Annotated in this window: 26 protein-coding genes; 11 read left to right on the top strand and 15 right to left on the bottom strand. The window is 48.9% G+C overall.

What is annotated here, in order from left to right:
- Window positions 1-7: 7 nt before the first annotated feature.
- The 3 genes from pheA to NSMM_RS13235 all read left to right on the top strand — a co-directional run bounded on the left by pheA (window position 8) and on the right by NSMM_RS13235 (window position 3,281).
- Window positions 8-1,075: a prephenate dehydratase gene (pheA, locus tag NSMM_RS13245; protein WP_090288149.1), complete on the top strand. Its 1,068-nt coding sequence runs from the start codon at window positions 8-10 to the stop codon at window positions 1,073-1,075.
- A gap of 37 nt (window positions 1,076-1,112) precedes the next feature.
- Entirely contained in the window at window positions 1,113-2,231 is a 1,119-nt protein-coding gene (gene hisC, locus NSMM_RS13240) for a histidinol-phosphate transaminase (RefSeq protein WP_090288147.1), read from the top strand.
- Window positions 2,232-2,387: 156 nt separating this feature from the next.
- Window positions 2,388-3,281, top strand: coding sequence for a prephenate dehydrogenase (locus NSMM_RS13235; protein ID WP_090288144.1), 894 nt, complete (start codon window positions 2,388-2,390; stop codon window positions 3,279-3,281).
- A 124-nt stretch (window positions 3,282-3,405) separates the two neighbouring features.
- Here the strand turns inward: NSMM_RS13235 and NSMM_RS15795 are convergent, their stop codons facing one another.
- A complete protein-coding gene (locus NSMM_RS15795) occupies window positions 3,406-3,612 on the bottom strand; it encodes a hypothetical protein (protein ID WP_090288142.1) in 207 nt (68 codons plus the stop codon).
- A gap of 140 nt (window positions 3,613-3,752) precedes the next feature.
- Between NSMM_RS15795 and NSMM_RS13225 the strand changes: the two genes are divergently transcribed.
- Window positions 3,753-5,327 (top strand): fused MFS/spermidine synthase, encoded by a 1,575-nt coding sequence (locus NSMM_RS13225; protein WP_090288140.1) that lies wholly within the window; start codon window positions 3,753-3,755, stop codon window positions 5,325-5,327.
- 18 nt (window positions 5,328-5,345) lie between these two features.
- Here NSMM_RS13225 and NSMM_RS13220 read toward each other — a convergent pair whose 3' ends face one another.
- Genes NSMM_RS13220 through NSMM_RS13180 form a run of 9 tightly spaced genes read right to left on the bottom strand, consistent with a single transcriptional unit; the run spans window position 5,346 to window position 11,913 of the window.
- The gene (locus tag NSMM_RS13220; protein ID WP_090288138.1) at window positions 5,346-5,600 is read right to left on the bottom strand and encodes a BolA family protein; all 255 of its coding nucleotides are present in this window, start codon (window positions 5,598-5,600) and stop codon (window positions 5,346-5,348) included.
- A 44-nt stretch (window positions 5,601-5,644) separates the two neighbouring features.
- The gene (locus tag NSMM_RS13215) at window positions 5,645-6,400 is read right to left on the bottom strand and encodes an ABC transporter permease (protein WP_090288136.1); all 756 of its coding nucleotides are present in this window, start codon (window positions 6,398-6,400) and stop codon (window positions 5,645-5,647) included.
- Window positions 6,397-7,317, bottom strand: coding sequence for an ABC transporter ATP-binding protein (locus NSMM_RS13210; protein ID WP_090288134.1), 921 nt, complete (start codon window positions 7,315-7,317; stop codon window positions 6,397-6,399). Before NSMM_RS13210 ends, NSMM_RS13215 begins: the two co-directional genes overlap by 4 nt.
- Window positions 7,318-7,375: 58 nt before the next feature.
- The gene (locus NSMM_RS13205; RefSeq protein WP_090288132.1) at window positions 7,376-7,666 is read right to left on the bottom strand and encodes an STAS domain-containing protein; all 291 of its coding nucleotides are present in this window, start codon (window positions 7,664-7,666) and stop codon (window positions 7,376-7,378) included.
- A gap of 16 nt (window positions 7,667-7,682) precedes the next feature.
- Entirely contained in the window at window positions 7,683-8,297 is a 615-nt protein-coding gene (locus NSMM_RS13200; RefSeq protein ID WP_090288130.1) for an MlaC/ttg2D family ABC transporter substrate-binding protein, read from the bottom strand.
- Between the two features lie 33 nt (window positions 8,298-8,330).
- On the bottom strand, window positions 8,331-8,789 hold the full coding sequence (gene mlaD, locus NSMM_RS13195; protein WP_090288128.1) for an outer membrane lipid asymmetry maintenance protein MlaD: 459 nt from the start codon (window positions 8,787-8,789) through the stop codon (window positions 8,331-8,333).
- Entirely contained in the window at window positions 8,789-9,589 is an 801-nt protein-coding gene (gene mlaE, locus NSMM_RS13190; RefSeq protein WP_425412384.1) for a lipid asymmetry maintenance ABC transporter permease subunit MlaE, read from the bottom strand. Before mlaE ends, mlaD begins: the two co-directional genes overlap by 1 nt.
- A 12-nt stretch (window positions 9,590-9,601) precedes the next feature.
- Window positions 9,602-10,423: an ABC transporter ATP-binding protein gene (locus NSMM_RS13185; protein WP_090288126.1), complete on the bottom strand. Its 822-nt coding sequence runs from the start codon at window positions 10,421-10,423 to the stop codon at window positions 9,602-9,604.
- Window positions 10,424-10,461: 38 nt separating this feature from the next.
- The gene (locus NSMM_RS13180; protein ID WP_090288124.1) at window positions 10,462-11,913 is read right to left on the bottom strand and encodes an alanine/glycine:cation symporter family protein; all 1,452 of its coding nucleotides are present in this window, start codon (window positions 11,911-11,913) and stop codon (window positions 10,462-10,464) included.
- Window positions 11,914-11,962: 49 nt separating this feature from the next.
- Between NSMM_RS13180 and NSMM_RS13175 the strand changes: the two genes are divergently transcribed.
- A complete protein-coding gene (locus NSMM_RS13175) occupies window positions 11,963-12,844 on the top strand; it encodes a thermonuclease family protein (protein ID WP_090288122.1) in 882 nt (293 codons plus the stop codon).
- A gap of 14 nt (window positions 12,845-12,858) precedes the next feature.
- Here the strand turns inward: NSMM_RS13175 and NSMM_RS13170 are convergent, their stop codons facing one another.
- Complete coding sequence (locus tag NSMM_RS13170; RefSeq protein WP_090288120.1) at window positions 12,859-13,551, bottom strand: TIGR04211 family SH3 domain-containing protein; 693 nt, start codon at window positions 13,549-13,551, stop codon at window positions 12,859-12,861.
- Between the two features lie 48 nt (window positions 13,552-13,599).
- A complete protein-coding gene (locus tag NSMM_RS16235) occupies window positions 13,600-13,791 on the bottom strand; it encodes a hypothetical protein (protein WP_090288118.1) in 192 nt (63 codons plus the stop codon).
- 156 nt (window positions 13,792-13,947) lie between these two features.
- On the opposite strand from NSMM_RS16235, the gene cutA reads away from it, so the two are divergent.
- The 3 genes from cutA to NSMM_RS13150 are packed head-to-tail and all read left to right on the top strand — an operon-like array spanning window position 13,948 to window position 16,847.
- Window positions 13,948-14,289: a divalent-cation tolerance protein CutA gene (gene cutA / locus NSMM_RS13160; RefSeq protein WP_090288117.1), complete on the top strand. Its 342-nt coding sequence runs from the start codon at window positions 13,948-13,950 to the stop codon at window positions 14,287-14,289.
- A 16-nt stretch (window positions 14,290-14,305) separates the two neighbouring features.
- Entirely contained in the window at window positions 14,306-16,249 is a 1,944-nt protein-coding gene (dsbD, locus tag NSMM_RS13155) for a protein-disulfide reductase DsbD (protein ID WP_090288207.1), read from the top strand.
- Window positions 16,250-16,301: 52 nt separating this feature from the next.
- Window positions 16,302-16,847, top strand: coding sequence for a TlpA family protein disulfide reductase (locus NSMM_RS13150; protein ID WP_090288115.1), 546 nt, complete (start codon window positions 16,302-16,304; stop codon window positions 16,845-16,847).
- Between the two features lie 9 nt (window positions 16,848-16,856).
- Here NSMM_RS13150 and NSMM_RS13145 read toward each other — a convergent pair whose 3' ends face one another.
- The 3 genes from NSMM_RS13145 to NSMM_RS13130 form a co-directional block, all read right to left on the bottom strand.
- A complete protein-coding gene (locus NSMM_RS13145; RefSeq protein ID WP_245654811.1) occupies window positions 16,857-18,044 on the bottom strand; it encodes a MalY/PatB family protein in 1,188 nt (395 codons plus the stop codon).
- Window positions 18,041-20,158, bottom strand: coding sequence for a 5-histidylcysteine sulfoxide synthase (gene ovoA, locus NSMM_RS13140; protein WP_090288111.1), 2,118 nt, complete (start codon window positions 20,156-20,158; stop codon window positions 18,041-18,043). Before ovoA ends, NSMM_RS13145 begins: the two co-directional genes overlap by 4 nt.
- Before the next feature lie 419 nt (window positions 20,159-20,577).
- The gene (locus tag NSMM_RS13130) at window positions 20,578-22,053 is read right to left on the bottom strand and encodes a sensor domain-containing diguanylate cyclase (protein ID WP_090288107.1); all 1,476 of its coding nucleotides are present in this window, start codon (window positions 22,051-22,053) and stop codon (window positions 20,578-20,580) included.
- Between the two features lie 274 nt (window positions 22,054-22,327).
- Here NSMM_RS13130 and NSMM_RS13125 point away from each other — a divergent pair, with 274 nt between their 5' ends.
- The 3 genes from NSMM_RS13125 to NSMM_RS13115 are packed head-to-tail and all read left to right on the top strand — an operon-like array spanning window position 22,328 to window position 24,659.
- Window positions 22,328-23,824, top strand: a complete 1,497-nt coding sequence (locus NSMM_RS13125) for a leucyl aminopeptidase (RefSeq protein WP_090288105.1) — start codon at window positions 22,328-22,330, stop codon at window positions 23,822-23,824.
- Between the two features lie 11 nt (window positions 23,825-23,835).
- Window positions 23,836-24,258 (top strand): DNA polymerase III subunit chi, encoded by a 423-nt coding sequence (locus NSMM_RS13120; protein WP_245654810.1) that lies wholly within the window; start codon window positions 23,836-23,838, stop codon window positions 24,256-24,258.
- 11 nt (window positions 24,259-24,269) lie between these two features.
- Entirely contained in the window at window positions 24,270-24,659 is a 390-nt protein-coding gene (locus NSMM_RS13115) for a hypothetical protein (protein WP_090288103.1), read from the top strand.
- Window positions 24,660-24,727 lie beyond the last annotated feature (68 nt).

Here is a 24,727-nt window from a genome sequence, read left to right as displayed (position 1 = left end):
GACAAGCATGATCGAAGACCTGAAACATTTGCGTAATAAAATTGATGCTATTGATGATGAATTGCTTGAGTTAATCAATACGCGTGCACAGCTTGCGCAGGAAGTGGGGCGACAGAAATCCGGTGCCGTCTATCGCCCTGAACGGGAATCGCAGATTTTTACCCGCCTACAGCAACATAATCATGGCCCACTCAGCCAGATACAAATCCAGCAGCTGTTCACTGAAATCATTTCTGCTTGCCGTGCACTGGAAGATCCATTCACGGTCGCCTACCTGGGGCCAGAAGGAACCTTTTCCGAGGAAGCGGTCAACAAACGCTTCGGCAAGGCCGTCAACGCGTTACCCAGCCGTTCGATCGATGAAGTGTTTCGTCAAGTGGAATCTGGTACCGCCAATTTTGGCGTAATTCCAGTTGAAAATTCGACCGAAGGCGCGGTTGGCAGAACCATGGATTTACTGCTCCAGACACCACTCCTGATTTGTGGCGAACTGGAACTGGCCATTCACCAGTGCTTGATGGCAAAACAGGTGGATCTGAGTAAAATTCGCAAAATTTATTCACATCCACAGTCATTTGCCCAGTGCCACTCCTGGTTGATAGAGAACCTGCATCACCTGCAGGGAATCGAATGTATCAATGCCGCCAGTAATGCCGACGCCGCACGACTTGCAGCCAATGACGAGCACGCTGCAGCTATCGCCAGCAAGAAGGCGGCAGAAGTATTCGGTTTAATGCTATGTGCCTGTAATATACAAGATAACTCAAATAACACTACACGGTTTCTCATCATCGGTTCGCAAGCTGTTGCTCCTTCCGGCCGGGACAAGACATCTCTCGTCATGGCGACCAGTAATCGCCCTGGCGCGGTACATGAATTGCTGGCGCCGCTCGCACGTCATCAGGTCAGCATGACCCGCTTGGAATCACGCCCTTCACGTGCTAATTTATGGGATTACGTTTTTTTTGTCGATATTGAGGGGCATCAACAGGACGAAAATGTTGCCTTGGCGTTGCAGTCACTCCGCCATAATGCAACTTTCTTTAAGCTGCTCGGTTCTTATCCCTTAGCTTGATCATTCTTTATTTCCTAACGAGGAAGTACCAAATACCATGAAGTTATGTGAACTCGCACCAGAATATATTCGGGCAATTCAACCCTACCGTCCCGGAAAACCGATATCCGAACTGGTACGTGAACTTAGTCTTAATAAAGATGAAGTCATCAAGCTTGCGTCTAATGAGAACCCCCTAGGCACCAGTCCAATGGCCAAAGAGGCCATGATCCGTGCACTCAGCGAAGCTTCCCGCTATCCGGATGGCAGTGGTTTTGAATTGAAGGGGGCACTCTCCGAATATTTGGGCGTGCCCACTGAACAGATTGTGCTGGGCAATGGATCCAATGACGTACTGGAGCTGGCTGCGCGTATCTTTTTACGTCCCGGGGCTTCAGCAATCTATTCACAATACGCATTTGCTATTTACCCGTTACTGGTGCAAGCAGTTGGTGCCACCGGAATTTCTGTGACCGCACGCAATTTTGGCCATGACTTGGCGGCTATGCTCGATGCGACCACAGCGGATACGCGTGTCGTCTTTATCGCCAATCCCAATAATCCGACTGGCACCCTATGTGAAGGACGGGATCTGCTGCGTTTTATGGAACGTATCTCTCCGGACATCTTGGTGATTCTTGACGAGGCCTATGACGAGTATCTACCGGAGGCCAACAAGGCGCACAGTATTGCCTGGCTGAAGGATTTCCCCAATCTGGTGATTACCCGCACTTTTTCCAAGGCGTATGGTCTGGCAAGTGTGCGCGTCGGTTTTGCGCTGGCGCATCCAGATATCGCCAATCTGATGAATCGTATCCGTCAACCATTCAATGTTAACAGTATCGGCCAGGCTGGCGCATTGGCGGCGCTCCAGGATGTCGAGTTTGTCAAGCAAGCGTACACCACTAATCGAAGCGGAATGCTGCAGATGACAAATGGGTTACGGCAACTGGGAGTTGAGTTTATTCCGTCCTATGCTAATTTTGTCAGCATCTACATCAATGGAGAATCCGTCAATGCCTTGAAAGTTTACAAAGACCTGCTGCACCAGGGAGTGATCGTGCGGCCTTTGAGCAATTACGGCATGAATCATCATTTGCGCGTCACGATTGGCCTTGAAGCGGAAAATTACAAATTTTTAGTTTCACTGGAACAATCTCTGAAGGAAATCGCCTGACCAGTTTTCTTAAGAGTACCTCTAAAAATTCAGAGTTCTAAGCAAGGCCAGGCGCGAATAAAAAATGTTGGCGCAGCATATAATTGATATGTAAAGAAATATTTTTTATCAGTAACATAGTATTGCGGCGAAATGTGAATTTCTAGAGAACCCTTAATGATCAAATGTCTTGACAAACTTGTAGTAATTGGTGTTGGACTGATTGGCGGTTCATTTGCACTTGCGCTGCGTCAGGCGGGACAAGTTTCGCACATCACCGGAATCGGGCGCAGTCGACAGAATCTGCAGTGCGCAATCGAGCTGGGCATTATAGATGACTACACCAATGATTTTCCTAAAGCTTTATCGGGAGCGGATTTCGTATTGCTGGCGACCCCGGTTGGACAGAATGCTCGTATTTTGCAACAAATTGCCCCTCATCTGGAAAAACATACCATCGTATCCGATGTGGGTAGTACCAAACAAAATGTCATCAATACTGCCCGTGAGCATCTAGGCAATCATTTGCCCTTTTTTATCCCTGCCCACCCAATTGCCGGCACTGAATTCAGTGGTGCTGGGGCGGCAGACCCTGCTCTTTTTAAAAACAAACCTGTTATATTGACTCCGCTGCCAGAAAACCACGCAGCAGCCATTGATCAGGTTGCATTTCTCTGGCAACAGTGCGGTGCAGTTGTCTCCAGCATGACCCCTGCACAACATGACCAGGTACTTGCCGCGATTAGCCATTTGCCACACCTGCTCGCATTCGCGCTCATGAACCATATCAGCATGGTTAGTGGAGATCAAGCCATGGCAAACCTGCAACTGGCAGGTACCAGCCTCATCGATATGACCCGTATCGCGGGCAGCTCACCTGAAATGTGGCGTGACATCTGCCTGGATAACCGTGACGCGCTGATTGATAAAATTACGGTCTATCAACACCTGCTGACAAATTTGCAAGACCTGTTGTGTCAATCCAACCATACGGCACTGGAACAGTTTTTCACCCAGGCGCGAGACACCCGCCACCAATGGCAGGCCACTAGAAAACCAATCGTCAAATAGTATTTTCGTCATCATATCGCAGGATGCCTGACCAGGCTGACCCACAGAATCAGATAAAATTGGCTTGTTGGTGCTGATTCTGGCAGATGCCGGCTGCCGATTATTGAGTAAATATCAGTATTCTTTACGTAGGGTAATATATTGAAAAAACAATATATTCTCTTCTACAACTATCCTGTACTCCGCCAGTCTGTTGCCCATCGCACCCACGCTGAAAGTTGGATTCGGGCGCTGCATCAATATGCTGCGCATACCGGTAACCGATACCACAGACCATCTGTCCAGGTAGATGCAAGACGGTGCCTATAGCATCACTTTCGCGTTTGTTCATTTAAGGTTGACTAAACTTCCATGTATCGGGATACATGGATTTTCGTTAGCCGCTGAGATGCGACAATTTGTCGCATACCAACAGCAATCAATCGTTATACAATCTGTCGATTACCCATTTTCAATTATTTGGAAAATCCCATGAACTCTCCTGCTGGACAGAAACTGCCATATTGGTGGCTTTATTGCACCGTTTTCCTGACCGGCGCTTCGGTGATGGTAATCGAGCTACTGGGTACGCGCCTGATTGCTCCGTTTTATGGCGCGAGTCTCTATGTGTGGGCATCACTGATTTCGGTGACAATGATTGCGCTTGCCATTGGCTATTATGCGGGTGGGCATTGGGCGGACCACGCAAAACGAACCGGGCTCGCGCTGATCATTGCACTGGCGGGTTTGCTAACACTGCTTATCCCGTGGATGACGGCGCCGGTGCTGCTGGCAACGGATTCGCTGGGACTACAAATGGGAACATTTACCAGTACGCTGATCCTGTTTACGCCCAGCCTTATCATGCTTGGCATGGTCGGCCCGTTCGCCGTCAAACTGGCGACTGACAGTCTTAGCGGGGTCGGCGCGAGTACCGGTTCAATCTATGCGGTCAGCACGGTCGGCAGTGTGGTCGGCACCTTGTTACTCGGTTTCTACCTGTTCCCGCGCATTGGTTCACGTGAGATTTTTGTGGGCGTTGGCCTGGGACTATTTGTGCTGGCGACGCTGGTCGCTTTCTTCGAGCGCAAGCATATTTCCCTGCGGTACTCGCTGATCCCTGTGATTTTATTGGCGCTGCCTGGCGTTATGCTGTCTCCCGGTGGACTTTCCCCAAGTAATGCAGCTAACTTGCCAGCAAACGCGGTCGGCCATGCCGCACAACCTTATCAAGTGCGTTTTGAACGCGAAAGCCTCTATGGCTGGGTGCGAGTATTGGATAACTCTGTCGCAAACATGCGGCTGTTGATGGCGGATGCATCCACAATTGGTGCAGCCAGTATCAGTCATGGTGAGAATCTGATGACTTATCAGAAAATCGTTGAACTGATTCCGCGGCTGGCGCCGGGTATTGAACGCGCCCTGCTCATCGGACAAGGTGCGGGGCACATGGCAACCGATCTATTACAGTTCGGCATCACGACTGATACCATCGAGATCGACCCAGCAGTTGCCGAGGCCGCACAGAATTACTTTGATTTCAAGCCTACCGGCAACCACATAATTGGTGACGCACGCTATGAGATCCGTAAATTGCAGGGTAGCTACGACCTGATCATTCTGGATGTATTTACCGGAGGCGCCGAGCCAGTGCACTTGTTGACCGAGGAAACGCTGCAACAGATCGATGATCTGTTGAGTAAGCGAGGAATATTGGCGCTGAATTTTGTCTCGTTTCTGGATACGGGGGAGAATATCGCTTTAGCCTCGGTTGGCAAGACGCTTGCGCAAGTTTTTATGCATCAACTGATATTCATCTCCGAACTGGGAGTAGATTTCAACGATTTTATCTTCATCGCGTCGCAGCATCCCTTGCGTATTGAGGATGAGCAGCTCTCCAGAACACAGCAAGCCTGGCTGGAGAGCCGGCTGCTCACTATCGATAACAGTCGTGGACTCATTCTGACCGATAATTTCAATCCGCTGGAAGCGCTGCAGACTCGCAAGTCTGAACATTATCGACAGCTTATTGTGGAAACTGTCGGCACCAGTCAATTTGTACGTTAGTTAGTATGACTAGTATTTTTATGTGTGCGATTTATTGACCGCCTCCCACTGGGTAATGGTATAAGTTTTCATTGACAGCGCGTGAATTTCCTCACGCATCCGTCCACCGAGTGCGCGGTACACCAGTTGATGCTGCTGTATCATGCTCTTGCCTTCAAATTGGTCACTGACAATAACGGCATTGAAGTGATGACCGTCATCTCCTTCCACGCTGACCCACTCGCATGGCAGGGAAGCTCTGATAGAGTGTTCAATAGATTCTGCGGTAACCATATTGTTTCCTTTGAGTTTAATAGATTAAAAATAGTAACACGTGTTCAGTGTCGAATTTTATAGCCGCTTCGTAACATCCACAATGCCCACCCGGAAATAACGACGAGGCATGCCAGAATAATCAACAGACTGATATAGGGTGAGAAATCAGAAAAACCAAAAAAGCCGTAACGAAATCCATCCACCATATAGAAGAACGGATTAAGATGGGATAAAAACTGCCACGTGGACGGCAGCGAATGAATCGAATAGAAAACACCAGAAAGAAAGGTCAACGGCAAAATAATAAAATTTTGAAACCCTGCCAGCTGATCAAATTTGTCTGAAACAATACCGGCGATCAGTCCCATCACTCCCAGTATGGCGCTGCCAAGCAGCGCAAACACAATAACCCAGCCAGACAATTGAGGAGAAACCGGATAAAACCAGGCGGCCACCAGATACACCCCGAGCCCGACTACCAATCCGCGCAGCATGGATGCCACAACGTAGGCAAGAAATATCTCCAGATACGATAATGGCGTCAGCAGGATAAACACCAGATTGCCGGTAATTTTAGACTGAATCAGGCTGGAAGAAGAATTGGCGAATGCATTCTGCAGGATAGCCATCATGACCAGACCCGGTATCAGAAAAGCTGCATAGCTCACGTCAGCATACACTTGTGCGCGTTCAGCCAGCACATGGGAGAATATCATCAGATATAACAGACTGGAGAGTACTGGCGCCAGCACTGTCTGAAAAGCAACTTTCCAGAAGCGTAGCAATTCCTTGTACAGCAGGGTATAAAAACCCGTCATAAGGCGACAGCCTGATCCATTTCCATGGTTTTGACAAATACATCCTCAAGATCAGGCTGCCGCAATTGCAGATCAATGATTTGTATACCTGCCTCACGCAGCAGCGACAGAATGGTTTCAATCTCGGTATATTCCTTGATACTGATGCGGTATAACTCACCAACCGGATCGTGCTTAACTGTCCATGACTGCAATCCATCCGGCAGGATATTGGTAGACAAACGCAACAGCAGCGTATAGTCGCGGATGGTGCGCACCAGGTTCTCGATACTGTCGAGCACGACAACCCTACCCTGTTTGAGCATTGCAACTCGGCGACATAATGCTTCCGCCTCTTCCAGATAGTGTGTGGTTAGCACGACTGTATGACCATCCTGATTAAGCTGTTGCACAAATTGCCATAAACTTTGGCGTAAATCGACATCCACTCCCGCCGTAGGTTCGTCGAGAATAATCACGGGAGGTTTATGTACCAAAGCCTGAGCAATCAGTACCCGCCGTTTCATCCCGCCGGACAACGCTCGCAGATTGACATGGGCCTTATTGGCGAGATCAAGCCGAAACAGAATTTCATCGATCCACACATCGTTATGCTTGATGCCAAAATAGCCAGACTGCATGACCAGCATTTCACGCACGTTAAAAAAAGGATCATAGACCAGTTCCTGCGGAACAACACCCAGTCTCTGGCGCGTTTGCTGATATTGCGACTGGACATCATACCCCATTACCCTGGCGGTGCCGCTGGTTGGCTTGATCAGGCCGGCGAGTATACTGATTAACGTGGTTTTACCCGCGCCATTTGAGCCAAGTAACGCAAAAAATTCACCCTGCTCGATTTTCAGGTCGATATCATCCAGTGCAGTCAGCGCTCCATAGCGTTTGGACAGTTGCTGGACTTCAATAGCAGGTGTCATCAGACGAGATTACCCGACGATAAAGATAATGTGGGTAAATAATCGTTATTTAGCAAAATCAGCAGGATTCAAACGGTAGTAATTCGGTCAAATCATATAGCTTGATGAGACTTGCCATATTTTGCGGTAAATTGATCACCCGAAGTTGCTGACCATGTTGTTGAGCGGCACGCAGCCACGCCAGCAACATGCTGACCGCGGCAGAATCAAGCTCTGTAATTTTTGCCAGGTCAACAACAGGTTCCGGCTGACTCATAACCGTCAGTCCGGCGCGGGTTATCTCGGCCACGTTGGCAAATGTCACGGACCCGGAAACGCTTAACTGATTATTATTAATTTTAATATTCATGAAGGTGTTCTAAACATTACTGCCCAAGAAGGGAGGTGTTTTTTTCTGAAAGCGTAGCGATCAAACCATCTATGCCACCATCGCGGATTTGACTGTTGAACGAACCTCGATAATTGGTTACCAGACTGACCCCCGCCACGGTCACATCGTAAACTTTCCACCCTGAAGCAGTTCTTTCCATGGAATAATCGATTGGTACCGGCTGCCGCCCACTTCCCTGAATAACCTTGGCTTTGACCGTCGAGCGAGTGGCGGCGGGGTCAATTATGGTCTGTTCAATCTCAATAACTGCATCACGGTAATTGGTTAACGAGTTCGAGTAGGTGCGTACCAGCAATGTACGGAACTCATTCACCAACACTTTTTTCTGTTCATTGGATGCTTTCGACCAGTTCCTTCCCATGGCCAGTTGTGTCATACGAGGAAAGCTGAAATGCGGCAGAATTTTGTCCTGGACCAATGCCAGAATTCTGTCCTGATCACCCGCCTTGATGCCGTCATCCTTGCGAAGAATTTCTGTTACTTCATCCACCGTGCGCCGGATAATACCGTCGGGCGAATTATCCTCGCCAAATACGGGCAAGGTATGAATTATCAATGATAACAGTAGAATTTTTATGAGTTGTTTCATGGTTAAATAACTCGTTGATTGTTAAAAATGACTCTAGTCGCCAGCTGCCTTGTTGAACAAGAAACGTCCAATCATTTCTTCCAGCACCATCGCCGAATTGGTTTTAATAAAGCGCTCACCATCCTCGAGCATGGCCTCATCTCCACCGGGCAACAGGCCGACGTACTGCTCCCCCAGCAAACCCGACGTCAGGATACTGGCAAAGGTGTCCTTTGGAAAACGGTAGCGACTATCCATGCTCAAGGTGACAACCGCATCATAGGTTTCCAGACTAAACTCGATATTCGCCACGCGACCTACCACGACTCCGGCGCTTTTGACTGGCGCACGTATCTTCAGACCACCGATATTTTCAAAATTTCCGAGCAGAGCGTAACTGTCCCCGCCCTGATAACTCGTCAGATTACCAACCTTCAGACCCAATATCAATAATGCGCCAATACCCGCCATCACGAACACGCCCACCCAGAAATCCATCACCGTTCGCTGCATTAAGCTACTCCTCTGAACATGAACGCTGTCAACACAAAATCGAGCCCCAGGATCGCTAGTGAAGAAGTCACGACGGTCCTGGTGGTCGCCATTGATACACCTTCTGCAGTTGGTGGGGCATCAAATCCCTCAAATACCGCAATAGCAGTGATCACCACACCAAAGCAGCAGCTTTTGATCACACCATTGACGATGTCGTAGCGAAAATCTACTGCATTTTGCATCTGTGACCAGAATGATCCTTCATCCACACCAATCACCACGACCGTCACCAGATAGCCGCCAAACACGCCCATAACTGAAAACATGGCAGCCAATAACGGCATGGAAAAGACTCCCGCCCAGAATTTGGGTGCGACCACTCGTGCAACTGGATCAACTGCCATCATGCCCATTGCTGACAATTGTTCGGTTGCTTTCATCAAGCCAATTTCCGCAGTCATTGCCGAACCCGCGCGACTGGCAAACAACAATCCGGCAACCACCGGCCCCAGTTCTCGTACCAATGACAAGGCAACCAGCGTACCCACTGCAGATTCCGAGCCAAATTTCTGCAAAGTCTCATAGCCCTGTAACCCTAGCACCAGACCAACGAACAGCCCCGACACCAGAATGATGACCAGTGACATTACGCCGGCATAATATATTTCACGCGTGATCAGACGGGGGCGGGCAAAACTAGTCCAGGATTTGAGCAAAACCAGTAAAATAAAGTGACTAGCGCAGCCCAGCCGCCAGATGCTGTTAATCGTTCGATGGCCTATTCGCTGGATAACCGCAGCAGTCTGTTTGATCAAGATAACGTCCACAATTTAATTCCCACCTGACTGAATTCCAAGGTCATCAGCATAGGCCCTTGCCTGATAATGAAAAGGCACCGGACCATCAACCTCGCCGTGGATGAACTGATGGACGAATGGCGCATCAGACTGCCGTACCTCATCAGGCGTGCCGTGTGCGACAATTTTACCATCGGCCAGAAAATAGACATGATCAACAATCTGCAGAGATTCCTGCACATCATGCGTCACCAGAATTGAAGTCATACCAAGCGCGTCGGTTAGTCGCCGAATCAGACTGCCGATAACGCTCAACGAAATTGGGTCGAGCCCGGTGAATGGTTCATCAAACATCATCAGCATTGGATCGAGCGCAATCGAGCGTGCCAGCGCCACCCGGCGGGCCATCCCACCTGAGAGTTCTACCGGCATCAGATGATGTGCGCCCCGCAACCCGACGGCATGCAGTTTCATCAGCACCAGATCGCGGATCATGTCTTCAGGCAAATTGCTATGTTCGCGCATCTGGAAAGCGACGTTATCAAATACCGATAAATCGGTAAACAGCGCGCCGAACTGAAATAGCATTCCCATTTTGCGACGCATTGTGAACAGTGCGTTGCGGCTAAGTTCGTGTACGACTTCACCGGCAACATGAACGGTACCGGCAGTTGGTCGGATTTCACCACCAATCAGACGTAGCAACGTGGTTTTACCCGATCCGCTCCCTCCCATGATGGCAACCACTTGCCCACGAGGAATTGCAAGGTTGGCACCTTTCAGAATAGGCGTGTTTCCATAGGAAAAACTGACATTGTCAAACTTGACCAGTGTACTTTCAGCAACAGTCGACATTCGTTAGGATAATCGGTACGAACAGAATGAGTGATGATTCATGGATGTAAAGTTCCATTCTTGTGGCGCAACAGGTATTCCTTGAGATCTTGCCTAATTTCCGGGGCCAGCATAAAAAGACCAATGATGTTGGGCACGGACATTGCCAGCACCATTGAGTCCATAAACATCATAACATTGGATAGCTCTGCAGAGGCTCCAACCACAATTGCAAAGCAGAACAGCAATTTATAGATTATTTCGATACTGTCCCGTTCGCCAAACAGATAAGTGACACATTTCAGGCCGTAATAAGACCAGGAAATCATGGTCGAGTACGCAAACAGAAATACTGTCGCAGCCAGTGCATAGGGAAACCATGGCAACCCGATGGCAAATGCCCGCGAGGTAAGCGCAACCCCTTCCATACCGTTACTTTCGGAATAAGCGCCGGAAATGACGATCACGAGCGAGGTGATTGAGCAAATGATAACCGTATCAATAAAAGGTCCCAGCATGCCGACTATTCCCTGGCTGACCGGTTCACTGGTTCTGACCGAAGAGTGGGCAATGGCCGAGGAGCCGAGCCCAGCTTCATTGGAAAAAGCAGCTCGCTGCACACCAACCAGCAATGCACCCAGCAATGCACCCATCCCCGCCTGTGGATATAGCGCCATTCCGATAATGGTCTGAATTGCCGCAGGCAATGCCTCGATGTGCATACCAATCACTATGCAGCCCATCAGAATATAGATAATAGCCATCAATGGAACAATTCGTCCAGCAACTGCAGCAATCCACTGAATACCACCCAGTATAACCAAACCAACCAGTAGTGCGGTTACCAGTCCAAACAACCAGCCATGGCTGACCAGAAAGCCGCTATCAGCCCCCCCCGTAATGACCAGCGCCTGATGGTATGCCTGATTAACCTGAAAGAGGCCACCTGCACCCAGCGTGCCGCCAATGCAGCAAACGGCAAATGTAGCAGCCATAAAACTACCCAGACGTGGGTGACCGTAGCGGTCAAAAGCACTGCGCAGGTAGTACATCGGTCCCCCCGAGATTTTCTCAGGGTGGCGTTTCGAACCATGCTGGCGGTATTTCACACCAAGTGAAACCTCAACCAGTTTGGTTGACATCCCAAACACACCCATGACCGCCATCCAGAATGCCGCACCCGGCCCACCAACAGAAATGGCAACTGCCACGCCGGCGATGTTGCCCAGTCCTACTGTACCGGAGAGCGAAGTCATCAACGCCTCAAAACGGCTGATTTCCCCATCCGTATTTTTGCTGTCATTCGTGTCACGCAGTAAACGTATCGCGAGTGCAAAATAACGTACATTAGCGAAACCCAGATACAATGTAAAAAAGAGCGCGGCCGCTACCAGCCATAGTAATACGAGCTGAATTTCCATACCCATTACGGATACACTAAAAAGCACCACTGCGGAAACGAGACGAGATAATGGCTCGAACGCAGCGTTGATCGCCTGGTCAATCTCCATAACGGATTTCTTTTATCACCAAAATTAAGTTAACGGAAACGTAATATTCATGCATTTTAGCAGATCATGCCAGAAACACCCGGTCTCACCGACGATGATGTGGATAAATCGATGGTTGGTCTGTTTCGCCATCATTCTGCTGTCAACCTCCCTGGGTCTGGCAAGCACTATTTACCGTGCGCAGGATGCCGAAGGCAATGTTACTTACTCGGATAAGCCAACTCCTGATGCTCGCCCACTGAAGCTGGATTCCCGGCCATCACGCATTGCCTACCAGGTGATCAAGGTAATCGATGGCGACACGGTTACCCTTGAAGGCGGCTTGCGTGTCAGATTACTGGGAATCAATGCGCCTGAAATTGATAGCCGCAATCGCACCGGCGAACCAGGCGGTACTCAGGCAAAAAACTGGCTGCGTGACAAACTGCAGGGGCGTCATGTGTATCTGGAATATGATCAACAGGAACAGGACCATTATCAACGTAAGCTCGCCCACCTTCATCTGGCCAGTGGTGAACATATCAATCTCTCCCTGGTGGAAAAAGGCTTGGCTACTGTCGTTATCATCCCACCCAATATTCGCTATGCCGATACAATGATCAGGGCACAACGACAAGCCGAGAAACAGCGCCTTGGTATCTGGGCAATGACACATTATGCACCTCGTTCACTTGCCAAACTGACTGAAAAACCAGCCGGGTGGCAGCGCTATCACGCCAAAATCAGCAAAGTAGATCGCAGTAGACGCTTCAGTCGATTGATTGTCAGTGACAATATCGATATCCGTATTGCCAACAGCGACCTGGCGCTGTTCCCGCCACTACAGCAATTTCTGAACAAACGTATCGAGGTACATGGCTGGATATCACGCAGCAAGGATCATTTTTCCATTCGGGTGCGCCACCCAAGTGCGTTTATTCTGCTCGAATAAGTAAGTATATAGTTTCAAAAGTCACTGAAGCGTGATCGTTTCCGCCACTGAACACGGGGAATGAGCAGCCCGAGCAGCAGGCCGGTAAACAGCACGATTGCACCAGCATAGAACCAGTCTCGCTGGATATGACTACTGAGTGTGGCGTTTTCCTTTTCAAGCTCCACGAGTTTCGCTTCCATTACCGTGTTTTGCTGTAACATTTCCTGATGCTGGCTTTCCAGGGCAATAGCGTCGGCAGCAGTTTGCCTGATATTAATCAGGTCCTCCAGGAGGACCTGATTATCTTTTTCTACAGCAACAATCTGTTTAGTTAACGTCTCGAATTCCAGCCTGATCAGACTGGCCTGTGCCCCCGGGCCATCCACTTTGCTCTCTGCACCGGATATCTGTAAACTCAGATCCTCCAGCAACTCTCGTGCAGACGGTTCCGCCATCAAATGGCGACTTAACACCCAGCCTTCCGAACCACCTTTGGCTCTTACCCTGCTATATCCTTTGGCCTTGTCGCGCTCCAACACCTCCACCGCATCTCCACTTTTAAGCATACGCACGATGGCATGCTGATGACTCGGTCCCGTGCGCAGCAACACTTCAACCTGGTCACTGGCGTAACGTTTCTCGGCATGTACAGTCATCGTCATTATAAATAACAACAGAAAAATCAGGACAGCCTGAAAGAGGCATGATTGTTTATTAATTGTCATGGTGATGGAATGAATAGCAATTGCTGCGTGGCGTTATCTTCAGAAAACTTATTTATCTTCAAAGTCCGATAAAAAGAATCTGATCAAGAGCGACATGAAGAATGGAAAGGCGCTTAATGCAGTCACCAGATAGTGCTCAAAGGTAAACTGATCACCTTCGTCCATAATAATATAAGTAAAAAAAACTCCAATTGGAAATGTGATGGTGAGTAATTGCAGAAACAGAAAAAGTTTTCTCATGACGCGTATTTTTTAGAAGCAGTTTGGAAGTCGCAAAACTTTACAGACAAATTAGCATCATAATTAGCCATGTGACCTGCCTGGGTTTCTAAATTGCATTGATTAGGTTTACAATAGAATAACATACAATCTTTTAACATCGAGGGGTACGCACAGATGTCTGAAAAAATAGTGGCATCGCAATCGCTCATGGTCCTGACAAACTATCCAGACGAGGCGAGCGCAAAAGTACTGGCAGAAAGTCTGATTGGCGATCGGCTGGCTGCATGTGTAAATATCTTTCCTGTCTGCCGTTCACTGTATCGTTGGCAAAGTCAACTCAGAGAAGCAGAAGAAGTTCCTGTCATGATTAAAACTACTACGCGTCACTACAACGCAGTGGAGAAAACTATTAAGGCTCTGCACCCTTACGAACTCCCCGAAATTCTGGCAGTCTCATTTGATAAGGCGTCGCCTGCCTATTCACAATGGGTTATTGACGAAACAAGCAACGGATAACGGGGTGATCATTGATATGCATTGGTTGAAAACCATTTTTATTGTTTTCCTGTGCTTTACCAGCACATATGCGTTTGCAGAAGAAAAAAAATCCTCCAGCTTATTGTCTGTTCTGGAAAAATTGGGGGCAAGTTTTGGAGAATCGCAGCAGGAATTGCTTCCACCTGATGAAGCTTTCAAGCTGTCACTGGAAGTACGTGATGCCAATACGTTAATTGCCCGCCTGACACCAGCGAAGGACTATTATCTTTATCGGGAAAAAATAGCTTTTGAATCCAATAGTGAAGGCATTCGCATCGACAAGGTCAGCCTACCAGCGGGGAAAATTAAGGACGATCTTACGTTTGGACAGACCGAAGTTTATTATCAGCCTCTACAAGCGATTATTTCGTTGCGACGCGATGGAGCCGCAACCAATGAATTGACGCTTGCAGCTACTTATCAGGGCTGCAACGAACCGGTTGGGGTTTGTTACGCCCCAATCAACAAGGTCAACAAGCTTATCTTGCCCGCTGCCTTGGCTGCGGTTGATGCCACTGCCGAAGTAAGCCCAAATGCAGTTGCGTCAACCACAAATGACGCGGCCGCCCAATTATTTCAAACACCATCCTCGTCATCTGCTGCTGCTCCAATTTTTGAAACAGAAACCTACAAAATTGAACAAATGTTTGCCAGCGGTAATTACTGGTTGATTCTAAGCGGGTTTTTCGTCATCGGCTTATTGCTGGCTTTCACGCCGTGTGTATTTCCGATGTTTCCGATTTTATCAAGCATTATCGCCAGCAAAGGACAGCACCTCTCTAAAGCACGTGGTTTTATACTATCGCTCGCTTATGTGCTAGGTATGTCGATCACCTACGCCATCATTGGTGCATTAGCCGGGCTATCCGGCTCGATGCTCTCGGCAGCCCTGCAAAATGCATGGGTATTGGGTTCATTTGCTCTCATATTTGTACTGCTGTCTTTTTCCATGTTCGGTTTTTATGAGCTGCAGCTACCGTCGTCACTGCAGAATAAATTAACAGTTGAAACGGGGCAGCTAAAGGGAGGACATTTAACCGGCGTATTTGGTATGGGTGCGTTATCCGCTCTGATTGTCGGCCCTTGTGTCGCCGCGCCACTGGCTGGTGCGCTGCTCTATATCAGTCAGACGCAGGATCTGGTACTAGGTGGATCCGCCTTGTTCGTCATGGCGCTCGGCATGGGTGTGCCGCTGCTGCTGCTAGGGGTTTCTGCCGGAGCATTTTTACCGCATTCCGGCGCCTGGATGGAGTCCATCAAACAGTTCTTTGGTGTATTATTGCTCGCGGTTGCGATCTGGCTAATTTCCCCGGTAATTTCCGAAGTAACGCATATGTTGCTGTGGGCAGCACTGCTGATCATTTCCGCAATCTACCTACATGCGCTCGATCCGCTTCCCGCACAGACAAGTGGATTCAAAAAGCTATTCAAGGGAGTGGGTGTCATTTCGCTGTTAACCGGGGTGGCCATCCTGATTGGTGTACTCTCCGGCAGCCGCGATGTGCTGCAGCCGCTCTCCAATTTCAATTTTTCTGCCGGAACCACTGGCAATCAATTCATAGGAGGCAGAGAAAACAAAGCGTTGCCATTCCAAAAAATCAGAACTGTTGCGGAGCTGGACGAATTTATCCAACAATCCCGCGGACGTCACGTCATGATCGACTTCTATGCCGACTGGTGTGTCTCTTGCAAGGAAATGGAGCGGTTTACCTTCAGTGATCCCAGTGTCCAGGCGCGCCTACAAGATGTTGCACTGGTAAAAATTGATGTGACCGCAGGCAGCCAGGATGATGCGGAACTGCTCAAGCGCTTCAATCTTTTTGGCCCGCCAGGGTTACTGTTTTTTGACCGGCAGGGGCAGGAAATTCCGAGGGTCCGGGTTATCGGCTACCTGAACAAGGATGATTTTCTAACCGTTCTTGATGCGGTGCTGATCTGATCTTTTTTAGAGACGCCCTATCTTCTGTCTTACTAATTTTTATGGATCAAACATGACTCAATCGAGCAAATTTTCATTTTATGTCGTTGTTGCCATTCTGTCACTGGCAGCTGGTTTTGCCTACAAATCCCGGCAGATCGACAACAGCCTGCTTATGACCAGTGACCAGAAACAGGCGGGTGCTGAAGCGTTCTTCAATGCCACATTGACTGATGTAACGGGTGTCGCTCAGCCAGGTGAACAATGGCGGGGAAAAATTATCGTCGCCAATTTCTGGGCAACCTGGTGTGCGCCCTGCCGTGACGAAATTCCGGAGCTGATTGATACTTACGCCAGTTACCGTAATCAAGGGGTCGTGGTAGTAGGTATCGCCGTTGATGACGCCAAAAAAGTAGCTGCTTTCAGCGAGGAATTCGGAATCAATTATCCGGTAATAGTCGGGGAATTCGATGCTTTCACTCTTGCGGAAGCCATGGGCAACCCGCAAGGAGCTTTGCCTTTCACAGTGACCATAGATCGGAACGGCAGCATCGTCAATGCCCATCTTGGCCGCATTAAAAAGAAACAGATAGAGGAAGTTATCCGCGAACTGCTCTAAGCTGAGAGCTCAAATCCGGCCTTGTTGGTGTCGACGCACCGCTCCAAACATATTATCCAGTGCCTGTCTAATTTTGTGACGAGGAGCAGCTAGATTCATGCGCATGTAACCGCTGCCTTGCGCACCAAACAGAATACCTGGGCTCAGGCCAATACCTACCTCAAAAACAAAAAAATGGTGCAGTGCATCATCATTCATCCCCAGCGCACAACAATCCAGCCACAGCAGATAGGTTCCCTGTGGCGGAATCAGCCTGATTTCCGGCAGATATTCCGACAGAAAACACTGCACCATATCTCGGGAATGCGCCAAATAAACCATCAGAGAATCCAGCCACGAACTACCATGCTGGTAAGCTGCCTCAAATGCGACCAGACTGAATGGATTGGTGACACTGATATGCAGCTTGTTTAAATAAGAAGTAATGGCATCACGATACTCAGGGTTGGGAACAATCAATGCCGACAGGTTTAAACCGGGAATATTGAAAGTCTTGCTCGGAGCCACCGCCGTGATGATTTGTTGCGGATTATCCGCCAGCGCCCCCAGAATCTGATGATCATGCTCAGGATATACTAGGTCTGCATGAATTTCGTCACAAACGATGATCAGCCCACGCTGCTCACAGACCGCCAGCAAATCAAGCAGCTCCGGTTTCTGCCAGACCCGGCCAACCGGGTTGTGCGGAGAACAGAACAACAGCATCTGTGCCGATTTTGCTTGCGCTGATAACGCCTCAAAATCAATATGATAGGAAAGATTATTTTTTCGCAGTGGATTTTCCAGCAAACGCCTGCCCGTTTTTGTAACGGCTGAAAAAAATGGGAAGTACACCGGCGGCTGCACAATCACATGCGCATCCGCTTCGGTCAGCGTTAGAATGCTCGTGACGAGAGAGGGTACGACACCCGGACAAAACACGATCCATTCACGCGCCACTTCCCAGCCATGGCGCTGTTTCAGCCAGTTGATCAACGCGGCATAGGCACTATCCGGTGCCTGAGTATAGCCATAAATGGGGTGTGCCGCACGTGCACGCAAGGCATCGGTAACTGCAACCGGCGCAGCAAAATCCATATCGGCTACCCACAGCGGCATTACATCGGCATGACCGAATACCGCCTGACGAGCATCATACTTGGTACTGAAAGTGCCAGACCGATCAATCTCGCGGTCAAACAAGTCCAGATCTGTCAAATTTTCTCCCAGATCGTGGCTTCAGACAGGCTGTGCTGAAATTTGCGGGAGGTTTCGCGAATCACGAATGGAACGGATTCAGGACCTTTGATCAATCGGAAATGTTGACCAAGTATGACCTTGAGTCCATCCAATGTGCTGAAACTTTCACCATCACGCTTGAAACCACCGATCCATGCAGATCGCTTGGTATGCTCTTCCAGCCACGTATAAGGTGAAGCAATCAGTAGCAGTCCGCCTGCATTCAGCCGTTCGTGAACACACTGCAGAAACCTGGCGGGATCATATAAACGATCGATCAGGTTAGCTGCCAGAATCAGATCGAAACCGGTCAGTATCGGCTTAAGATTACACGCATCCCCCTGAAAAAATGTAACTTTGTTTCTAACCGCTTCCAGTTCAAGCCCCGCTAACGTGCGCTCCCGATAAAACACCAGATCCCCTTCATCGGCTAACGTATAACGCAGTACGCCCTGTTGGGCAAGTTGTACCCCTTGATTGATGAAACGAGCGGAAAAATCGACACCGGTGACATGATTGAAATGCCTGGCGAGTTCAAAAGTAGTTCGACCGGAAGCACACCCCAGATCGAGCGCCGTGCGCATCGGTCGGTTTCCCATTGCGGCAATGGCCAGTTCCGCCAGTGCTTTTGGAAAATTCGGTACATCGAAATAAGTATCACCATAGTGGAATTCGGCATATTCCGACAGGAGTTTGTCCGTCTCGTAACGTGAACCGAGTGGAATCGCCGACGACGTTGAAATCACATAGCGAAATCCAGCGTGCTGGAAAAAATGCCGCCGAAAAGCGTAACGTGCTGCCTTGAGTGACTCATTTCCACAGGCGACCCAGGAACCTCCCTTGATGAGATTATGCTGGTCATCAAAAGTTGGCGTAGTGAAATCGTCATATAACGGATGCACATCGAACCCTGAGAACGGATACATTGGCGTTTCTGTCCATTGCCAAACATTACCGACAATATCGTAAAAACCGCCTTGCCGGAATTCATCCACCGGACAGCTCGATGCATAAAAATCCAGGTGGAGGTTCCCCTTGGCAGGCGCATCATGCGCTATCTCGGTCAAACCGGCAGCTTCATACAGACGATACCATTCGTCTTCAGTCGGCAGGCGTACTGGCTGCCCAGTCGTTTTTGCTTTCCAATTACAGAATGCTTTGGCTTCATGATAATTGGTCTCCACTGGCCAGTTCCATGGCATCGAGACTTCTTCAGTCATGAGACGCAGCAGCCATTGATTCGCCTTGCGTACCCAGAACGTAGGATGCGTCACCCCTGTATGCCGTCGCCAGGCGAGCCCTTCTTCTTCCCAGAATTCATCTGCCTGGTATCCACCGGCCTCTACAAAAATTAAAAACTCCTGATTGCTGACCAGATAGCGGCTTGCCTGAAAAGCGTCAACTTCAGCTTCATGATACCCATATTCGTTATCCCACCCATAAAAGGAATCCGTTGTCCTATCCTTGCCGATTGTCACACTGCCCGCTGCCACCGCCACCATCTGGTTTTCCGGGGCTTTTCCACTGACACGGCACGGTTGCCATGACGGATGGGGCTTGACATGCTCAAGCCTGTGCTGACGGATCAGCACCGAAGAAGTCTCCAGATGAATGCGTTCGTGCTCCACACCCATTAAAATCGCCCACCATGGGCTATCCCAAGTAATGGGCAACGACAACGGCAAGGTGCTGATAAGTGCATCCACCCTGCTGCGCATCGTGCGACGATAAGCCATAACGCTTTCCACCGTTGGCCACTCATAGTGGGTCGTATCCAGATCATCCCAGCTCATTTCATCGACACCGACGGCAAAGATCGACTCCAGATGTGGATCAATCCGCTCGGTAAACAAGCCAGCCAGTATGAATTTGTTGGTAAAGAAAGTGGCGGTATGACCCAGATAAAATATCAGCGGATGACGCAACGTGATTGGTTTGATGTAATAAGCGTCATCATTATGCAAGGTTTCAAACAACTGCTCATAACGATCAAGTGTGGTATGAAAGTAGCAGCGGATTTCTTCACGCTTGGCAGAAATATCCTCGCCAGTAAGCAGGGGGGGGCGTTGGAAAAGCTCAGGTTTTGAAGTCATAGTTCATTCTTAGAAACATCCTGTTTTTATCGATAAAATGGATTATACCGCCTTCAACTGCCCGGGTCATTGATAGCGGGAAAGGCATTCATCCTTAGTATGTACAAAAAATTAGACGCGGCGTTATGGAGCAACAAAATACTCAATCCACAAATACGGGTTAGCGTGAGATTGAAGCGCAAGCTGCGGATCGCGCTTATCGTATTGACCAGCAACATATAATGTGCAGACTCATCGCCTCATTACCCGAACCTCATTTGAGAAATGGGGTCGACGATGTGATTCAATCCAAACACGACCTGGCTGATCTAACGGTGGGGACGGGAGAGAAATGGATAGGCAATCTCAACAATACGCTGTTAAAAACGATATTTTTAGTCTGGGAGAGGTTTGATTTGAGAGTATGACGGGTGTTTTGATCATCGTTGCGTATGCGAAACCAAGGAGGGATTCCATTCCATAATTCGGTCGCGCCCGCTATGTTTGGCCGCATATAGCGCACAATCAGCTGCATCCAGCATTGCGCGCTCATCCATAAAGGATTTTTCACGATCCATATTGACCGCCAGGCCAATCGAAGCAGTTACTTTAATGATATGGCCACTATCCAGTTTATAGGCAATCGCCTGAATGTTTTCCTGAATTCTTGTCAGTAGATGGCGGGCATCATTAATCGACGTGCCGGGGAGAATCAGCGCGAATTCTTCGCCACCATAGCGGCACAGCACATCCGTTTGTCTGATCTGCTCAGAAATAGTTCTGACAATCGCCACCAGAATACCGTCACCGGCGATATGGCCATAGGTGTCATTAACAACCTTGAAATGATCAATGTCGATCATGGCCAGCGCCAGCGGTGTTTCCTGCTGGCAGGAGAACAGAAATTCACTGCGCAGAGCGTCATCGAAATAGGAACGGTTATGCGCGCCGGTCAAGCCGTCATGCTGCACTTTATTTTCCAGCTCACGTATTTTGATGAGTGTGCGTGTTGTCAGAAGCTCGCGTGCTTCATCAACGAGACCGTTCAGCTGGTTGCTATTGAGAATGGAGATGGCAAACAATTCCTCGACATGCTGCAGCTCATTTCTCATGTCTTCCAGCACTTCCATCAAGGCAAATTTATCCAGCCCCAGGCTGCTGTAGGTTACATCGATTGCCGCCGCAATTCTGGTTTCATCTCCGGGCATCAGAAAATAATCGGTAATACTGCCTGACGCGGCAACACATTCGTTGATACCGGGCTGATTCGAACCAGCCATATGATGACTGCGCTTACATGCGTCAATAATATAGATTGGCAACTTCCAATGCGCAAGTAGCGCCCCACCCAGCTCGTCGTGACCAAGCTCAAATTGATTGCGCTCCATGTTATAAATTTCTTCATGACTGGTGGCAGTGTCTATGATGCTGGAATAGTCCTCCGGCAACAGTGCGCAGAAAGCAAGAATACCGATGTCCTGTAATAATGCCGCCAGAAACAGGTCATCCAGCAACCTACTCATACCCAACCGCTTGCCCAATGCGCGGCAAGCCAGTGCGGAAGTAATCGATCGGCGCCAGAATAACCCGCTGCTAGCAGGATTCATCATATTTCTGGATTGCTTCATCAATGAGTCTGTCAGTGAAAACGACAATGCAATCGTCATCACGCCATGCATGCCAAGAATATTGACTGCCTGGCTGATATTACTGATCGGGTGGCGAGACTTGTACAGCGGTGAATTAGCGGTTTTAACGATTCTGGCAGCCAGCGCGGGGTCCAGAGAGATATAATGATTAATTTGGTTAAGGTTGGTATCAAGCCTGCCCGCAAGGTCGATGATCTTTAGAGCGATCGAGGGCAAGCTGGGCAGATTAGTGCAGAACCGTAACTGAGAGAGCAAAGTATCTTTCATTCAGTACCTATGGTTATTGGAATAGCAAATACAATCCGCCAATCTAGCTTTATTTTTGTAATTTCTTTTCAAAGTTTTCGAATAGAATCTATTTTATCGGAAACAACTCATCATGATTATTAAAATAATCGGATAAAACAGGGTTATTTGATTAGAATCAAATTTTGTTTGAGATACAGAATTGCTGATCTTTCACAAAATTTATATTATTCTCGCCCCATGCCTTACTTACTCAAATTTTCCCATCATCGAACAATAAACGACAGGAGTATCTATGGAATTTATTACCAAACCCGTTAATCTGGACAAATATCAGGGAGACAGTCTCGTGGTGGGTGTATTTGAGCCTCGCAAGCTGACCGAAGCTGCCAGGCGACTGGATGAAGTTTCAAATGGTTATTTGAGCAAGCTGCTCGCGCAGGGTGATATGAATGGCAAGGAGAATTCCACCTTGCTGCTCCATCATGTGCCGAATATCAACAGTAAACGGGTGTTGCTGGTGGGGTTAGGTAAGGAAAAAACATTCAGCGAGAAAACTTTTTCTGCAGCGATCAGTGCAGCATTTAAGGCACTGCATCAGACTGGCGCGAAAGATGTCTGTTTTTGTCTCGCCGATTTAATCGTAAAAAAACGGACAATTGAATGGCGTGTACTGCAGGTCGTGCTGCTCGCACAGACAAGCATCTATCGCTTTGATCGTCTCAAAAGTACAGCGGAATCAAAAGCGCCCGTGCTGGAAAAAGTTGTCATTCCGCTCGAGAACAAGGCCGACTTGCCAGTAGTAGAAAGTGCGTTACAACAGGGTATAGCCACCGCCTGTGGTATGAACGTGGCCAAAGATCTGGGTAATCTTGCTCCTAATATCTGCACCCCCAGTTATCTGGCTGAGCAGGCAATAAGTATGGCAAAAACCTATGAGCTGAAATGCACTGTGCTTGAAGAAAAAGACATGGAAAAGCTGGGCATGGGCGCATTGCTGGCAGTCTCACGTGGCAGCCGGCAACCGGGCAAACTGATCGTACTCGAATACCGTGGCCGAGAAAAAATGGAAAAGCCAGTGGTACTGGTTGGCAAAGGGATTACGTTTGACACTGGCGGTATTTCGATCAAACCCGCGCCGGACATGGATGAGATGAAATACGACATGAGTGGCGCCGCCAGCGTATTGGGTACACTTACTGCTGTGGCCGAAATGAAGCTGCCAATCAACGTAGTCGGCATCATTCCAGCAGCAGAAAACATGCCCGATGGCCAGGCATCGCGTCCAGGAGACGTCGTCAAGACCATGTCAGGCATGACTGTTGAGATTCTGAATACTGACGCTGAAGGCCGCCTCGTTCTGTGCGACGCTCTGACTTACGCGCAACAGCAGTACAAACCTGAAGCCATCATCGATATCGCCACTCTGACTGGTGCGTGTGTCATTGCGCTCGGTCACAATGCCACGGGTTTATTTGGTAATGATGAGTCACTTATTCAGACTCTGCTGCAGGCAGGCGAGCAAACCTATGACCGTGCCTGGCAATTGCCGCTTTGGGATGAGTATCAGGAACTGCTCGACAGCAATTTTGCCGATATCGCCAATATGGGCGGCAGATGGGGCGGCGCCGTCACAGCGGCCTGTTTTCTGTCACGCTTCACCGAAAAATGCCACTGGGCACACCTCGATATCGCCGGTACAGCCTGGAAATCGGGTAAAGAAAAAGGCTCGACCGGACGCCCGGTTCCGCTGCTGACTGAGTTCCTGGCAGCACGCGCCAAACAGAACTGATTCCGGTTTGCATGGTGACACGGGTAGATTTTTATACTGGGGCAACAAATAAACTGCTGATTGCCTGCCATCTTTGTGAAAAAGCTTCGCAACAAAAATTGAAAACGCTGGTTGATGTGACCGATACCGCGGTCGCCAACCAGCTCGACAAACTGCTGTGGACATTTTCGCCAACCAGCTTTGTGCCACATTGCTTGGCAAGTAACAAACTGGCCGAAGTAACGCCGGTGGTGTTGTGCACCGAACTCGCGCAAACTCTCGCTATCTACTATGATGTCCTGCTCAATCTCGGTACTGGAGTTCCTCCTGGGGGGGCGTTCGTAAAACGCATCATTGAAGTGGTCAATGAGACTGATCTGGACAAGCAACTGGCGCGAAAACGCTATCGCTATTATCAGGCACAGAAATATGAAATTCACCATCACCGCTTATAGTTGTCAGGTATATGACCGATAGCGACGCTGAACAAATTGCAGATCCTGACGAGGATGGTCTTCTAGTCAAACTGGATGAGGTGCTACTACGTTATCAGCACGAAAACCGCTCGCTTGTTCAGAAACTGCAACCATCAAGTGATGGCAACCATGCCACACAAGAAGAAGTGGTATCCAAGCAACAATCGCCATTCCTGTCACCAGCCGAAAGTGACGAGATCCCACTGCTGATTGAAAAAGTTGAACTTACGACAAGTAATTGGCCTGTGGAAACCGGAATCTCCGAATTGTTATGCTTCGCTTTTGATCATGCCATCCGCGAGGCGCAAATAAAATTGGACCCCCTCGCCAGGATAACCCTGCTGCAAGCACTGGCCAAACGCCTGCCTAAAAACTTTTAGCGGGGAATACGCTTCTGGCTAGAGATGAGCGGGTTATAATGGCGAGCCTTATTTCTCCAATTTATTGA

It is taken from the genome of Nitrosomonas mobilis (genome assembly GCF_900103035.1).
Taxonomy (GTDB): domain Bacteria; phylum Pseudomonadota; class Gammaproteobacteria; order Burkholderiales; family Nitrosomonadaceae; genus Nitrosomonas; species Nitrosomonas mobilis.
Note: the sequence above shows the minus strand (reverse complement) of the source record. Positions and strands in the feature narration are given on the sequence as shown.

Excerpts from the sequence above, each read along its gene's own strand:
- NSMM_RS13130 (WP_090288107.1), bottom strand. The coding sequence starts at position 22,053 with ATGAAAGATACTTTGCTCTCTCAGTTACGGTTCTGCACTAATCTGCCC.
- NSMM_RS13220 (WP_090288138.1), bottom strand. The coding sequence starts at position 5,600 with ATGGTTACCGCAGAATCTATTGAACACTCTATCAGAGCTTCCCTGCCA.
- NSMM_RS15795 (WP_090288142.1), bottom strand. The coding sequence starts at position 3,612 with ATGAACAAACGCGAAAGTGATGCTATAGGCACCGTCTTGCATCTACCT.
- NSMM_RS13215 (WP_090288136.1), bottom strand. The coding sequence starts at position 6,400 with ATGACGGGTTTTTATACCCTGCTGTACAAGGAATTGCTACGCTTCTGG.
- NSMM_RS13175 (WP_090288122.1), top strand. The coding sequence starts at position 11,963 with ATGCATTTTAGCAGATCATGCCAGAAACACCCGGTCTCACCGACGATG.
- NSMM_RS13180 (WP_090288124.1), bottom strand. The coding sequence starts at position 11,913 with ATGGAGATTGACCAGGCGATCAACGCTGCGTTCGAGCCATTATCTCGT.
- NSMM_RS13150 (WP_090288115.1), top strand. The coding sequence starts at position 16,302 with ATGACTCAATCGAGCAAATTTTCATTTTATGTCGTTGTTGCCATTCTG.
- NSMM_RS13125 (WP_090288105.1), top strand. The coding sequence starts at position 22,328 with ATGGAATTTATTACCAAACCCGTTAATCTGGACAAATATCAGGGAGAC.
- NSMM_RS13235 (WP_090288144.1), top strand. The coding sequence starts at position 2,388 with ATGATCAAATGTCTTGACAAACTTGTAGTAATTGGTGTTGGACTGATT.
- ovoA (WP_090288111.1), bottom strand. The coding sequence starts at position 20,158 with ATGACTTCAAAACCTGAGCTTTTCCAACGCCCCCCCCTGCTTACTGGC.
- dsbD (WP_090288207.1), top strand. The coding sequence starts at position 14,306 with ATGCATTGGTTGAAAACCATTTTTATTGTTTTCCTGTGCTTTACCAGC.
- NSMM_RS13205 (WP_090288132.1), bottom strand. The coding sequence starts at position 7,666 with ATGAATATTAAAATTAATAATAATCAGTTAAGCGTTTCCGGGTCCGTG.
- pheA (WP_090288149.1), top strand. The coding sequence starts at position 8 with ATGATCGAAGACCTGAAACATTTGCGTAATAAAATTGATGCTATTGAT.
- NSMM_RS13225 (WP_090288140.1), top strand. The coding sequence starts at position 3,753 with ATGAACTCTCCTGCTGGACAGAAACTGCCATATTGGTGGCTTTATTGC.
- NSMM_RS13185 (WP_090288126.1), bottom strand. The coding sequence starts at position 10,423 with ATGTCGACTGTTGCTGAAAGTACACTGGTCAAGTTTGACAATGTCAGT.
- NSMM_RS13120 (WP_245654810.1), top strand. The coding sequence starts at position 23,836 with ATGGTGACACGGGTAGATTTTTATACTGGGGCAACAAATAAACTGCTG.
- NSMM_RS13200 (WP_090288130.1), bottom strand. The coding sequence starts at position 8,297 with ATGAAACAACTCATAAAAATTCTACTGTTATCATTGATAATTCATACC.
- mlaD (WP_090288128.1), bottom strand. The coding sequence starts at position 8,789 with ATGCAGCGAACGGTGATGGATTTCTGGGTGGGCGTGTTCGTGATGGCG.
- cutA (WP_090288117.1), top strand. The coding sequence starts at position 13,948 with ATGTCTGAAAAAATAGTGGCATCGCAATCGCTCATGGTCCTGACAAAC.
- NSMM_RS13170 (WP_090288120.1), bottom strand. The coding sequence starts at position 13,551 with ATGACAATTAATAAACAATCATGCCTCTTTCAGGCTGTCCTGATTTTT.
- NSMM_RS13210 (WP_090288134.1), bottom strand. The coding sequence starts at position 7,317 with ATGACACCTGCTATTGAAGTCCAGCAACTGTCCAAACGCTATGGAGCG.
- NSMM_RS13115 (WP_090288103.1), top strand. The coding sequence starts at position 24,270 with ATGACCGATAGCGACGCTGAACAAATTGCAGATCCTGACGAGGATGGT.
- NSMM_RS16235 (WP_090288118.1), bottom strand. The coding sequence starts at position 13,791 with ATGAGAAAACTTTTTCTGTTTCTGCAATTACTCACCATCACATTTCCA.
- hisC (WP_090288147.1), top strand. The coding sequence starts at position 1,113 with ATGAAGTTATGTGAACTCGCACCAGAATATATTCGGGCAATTCAACCC.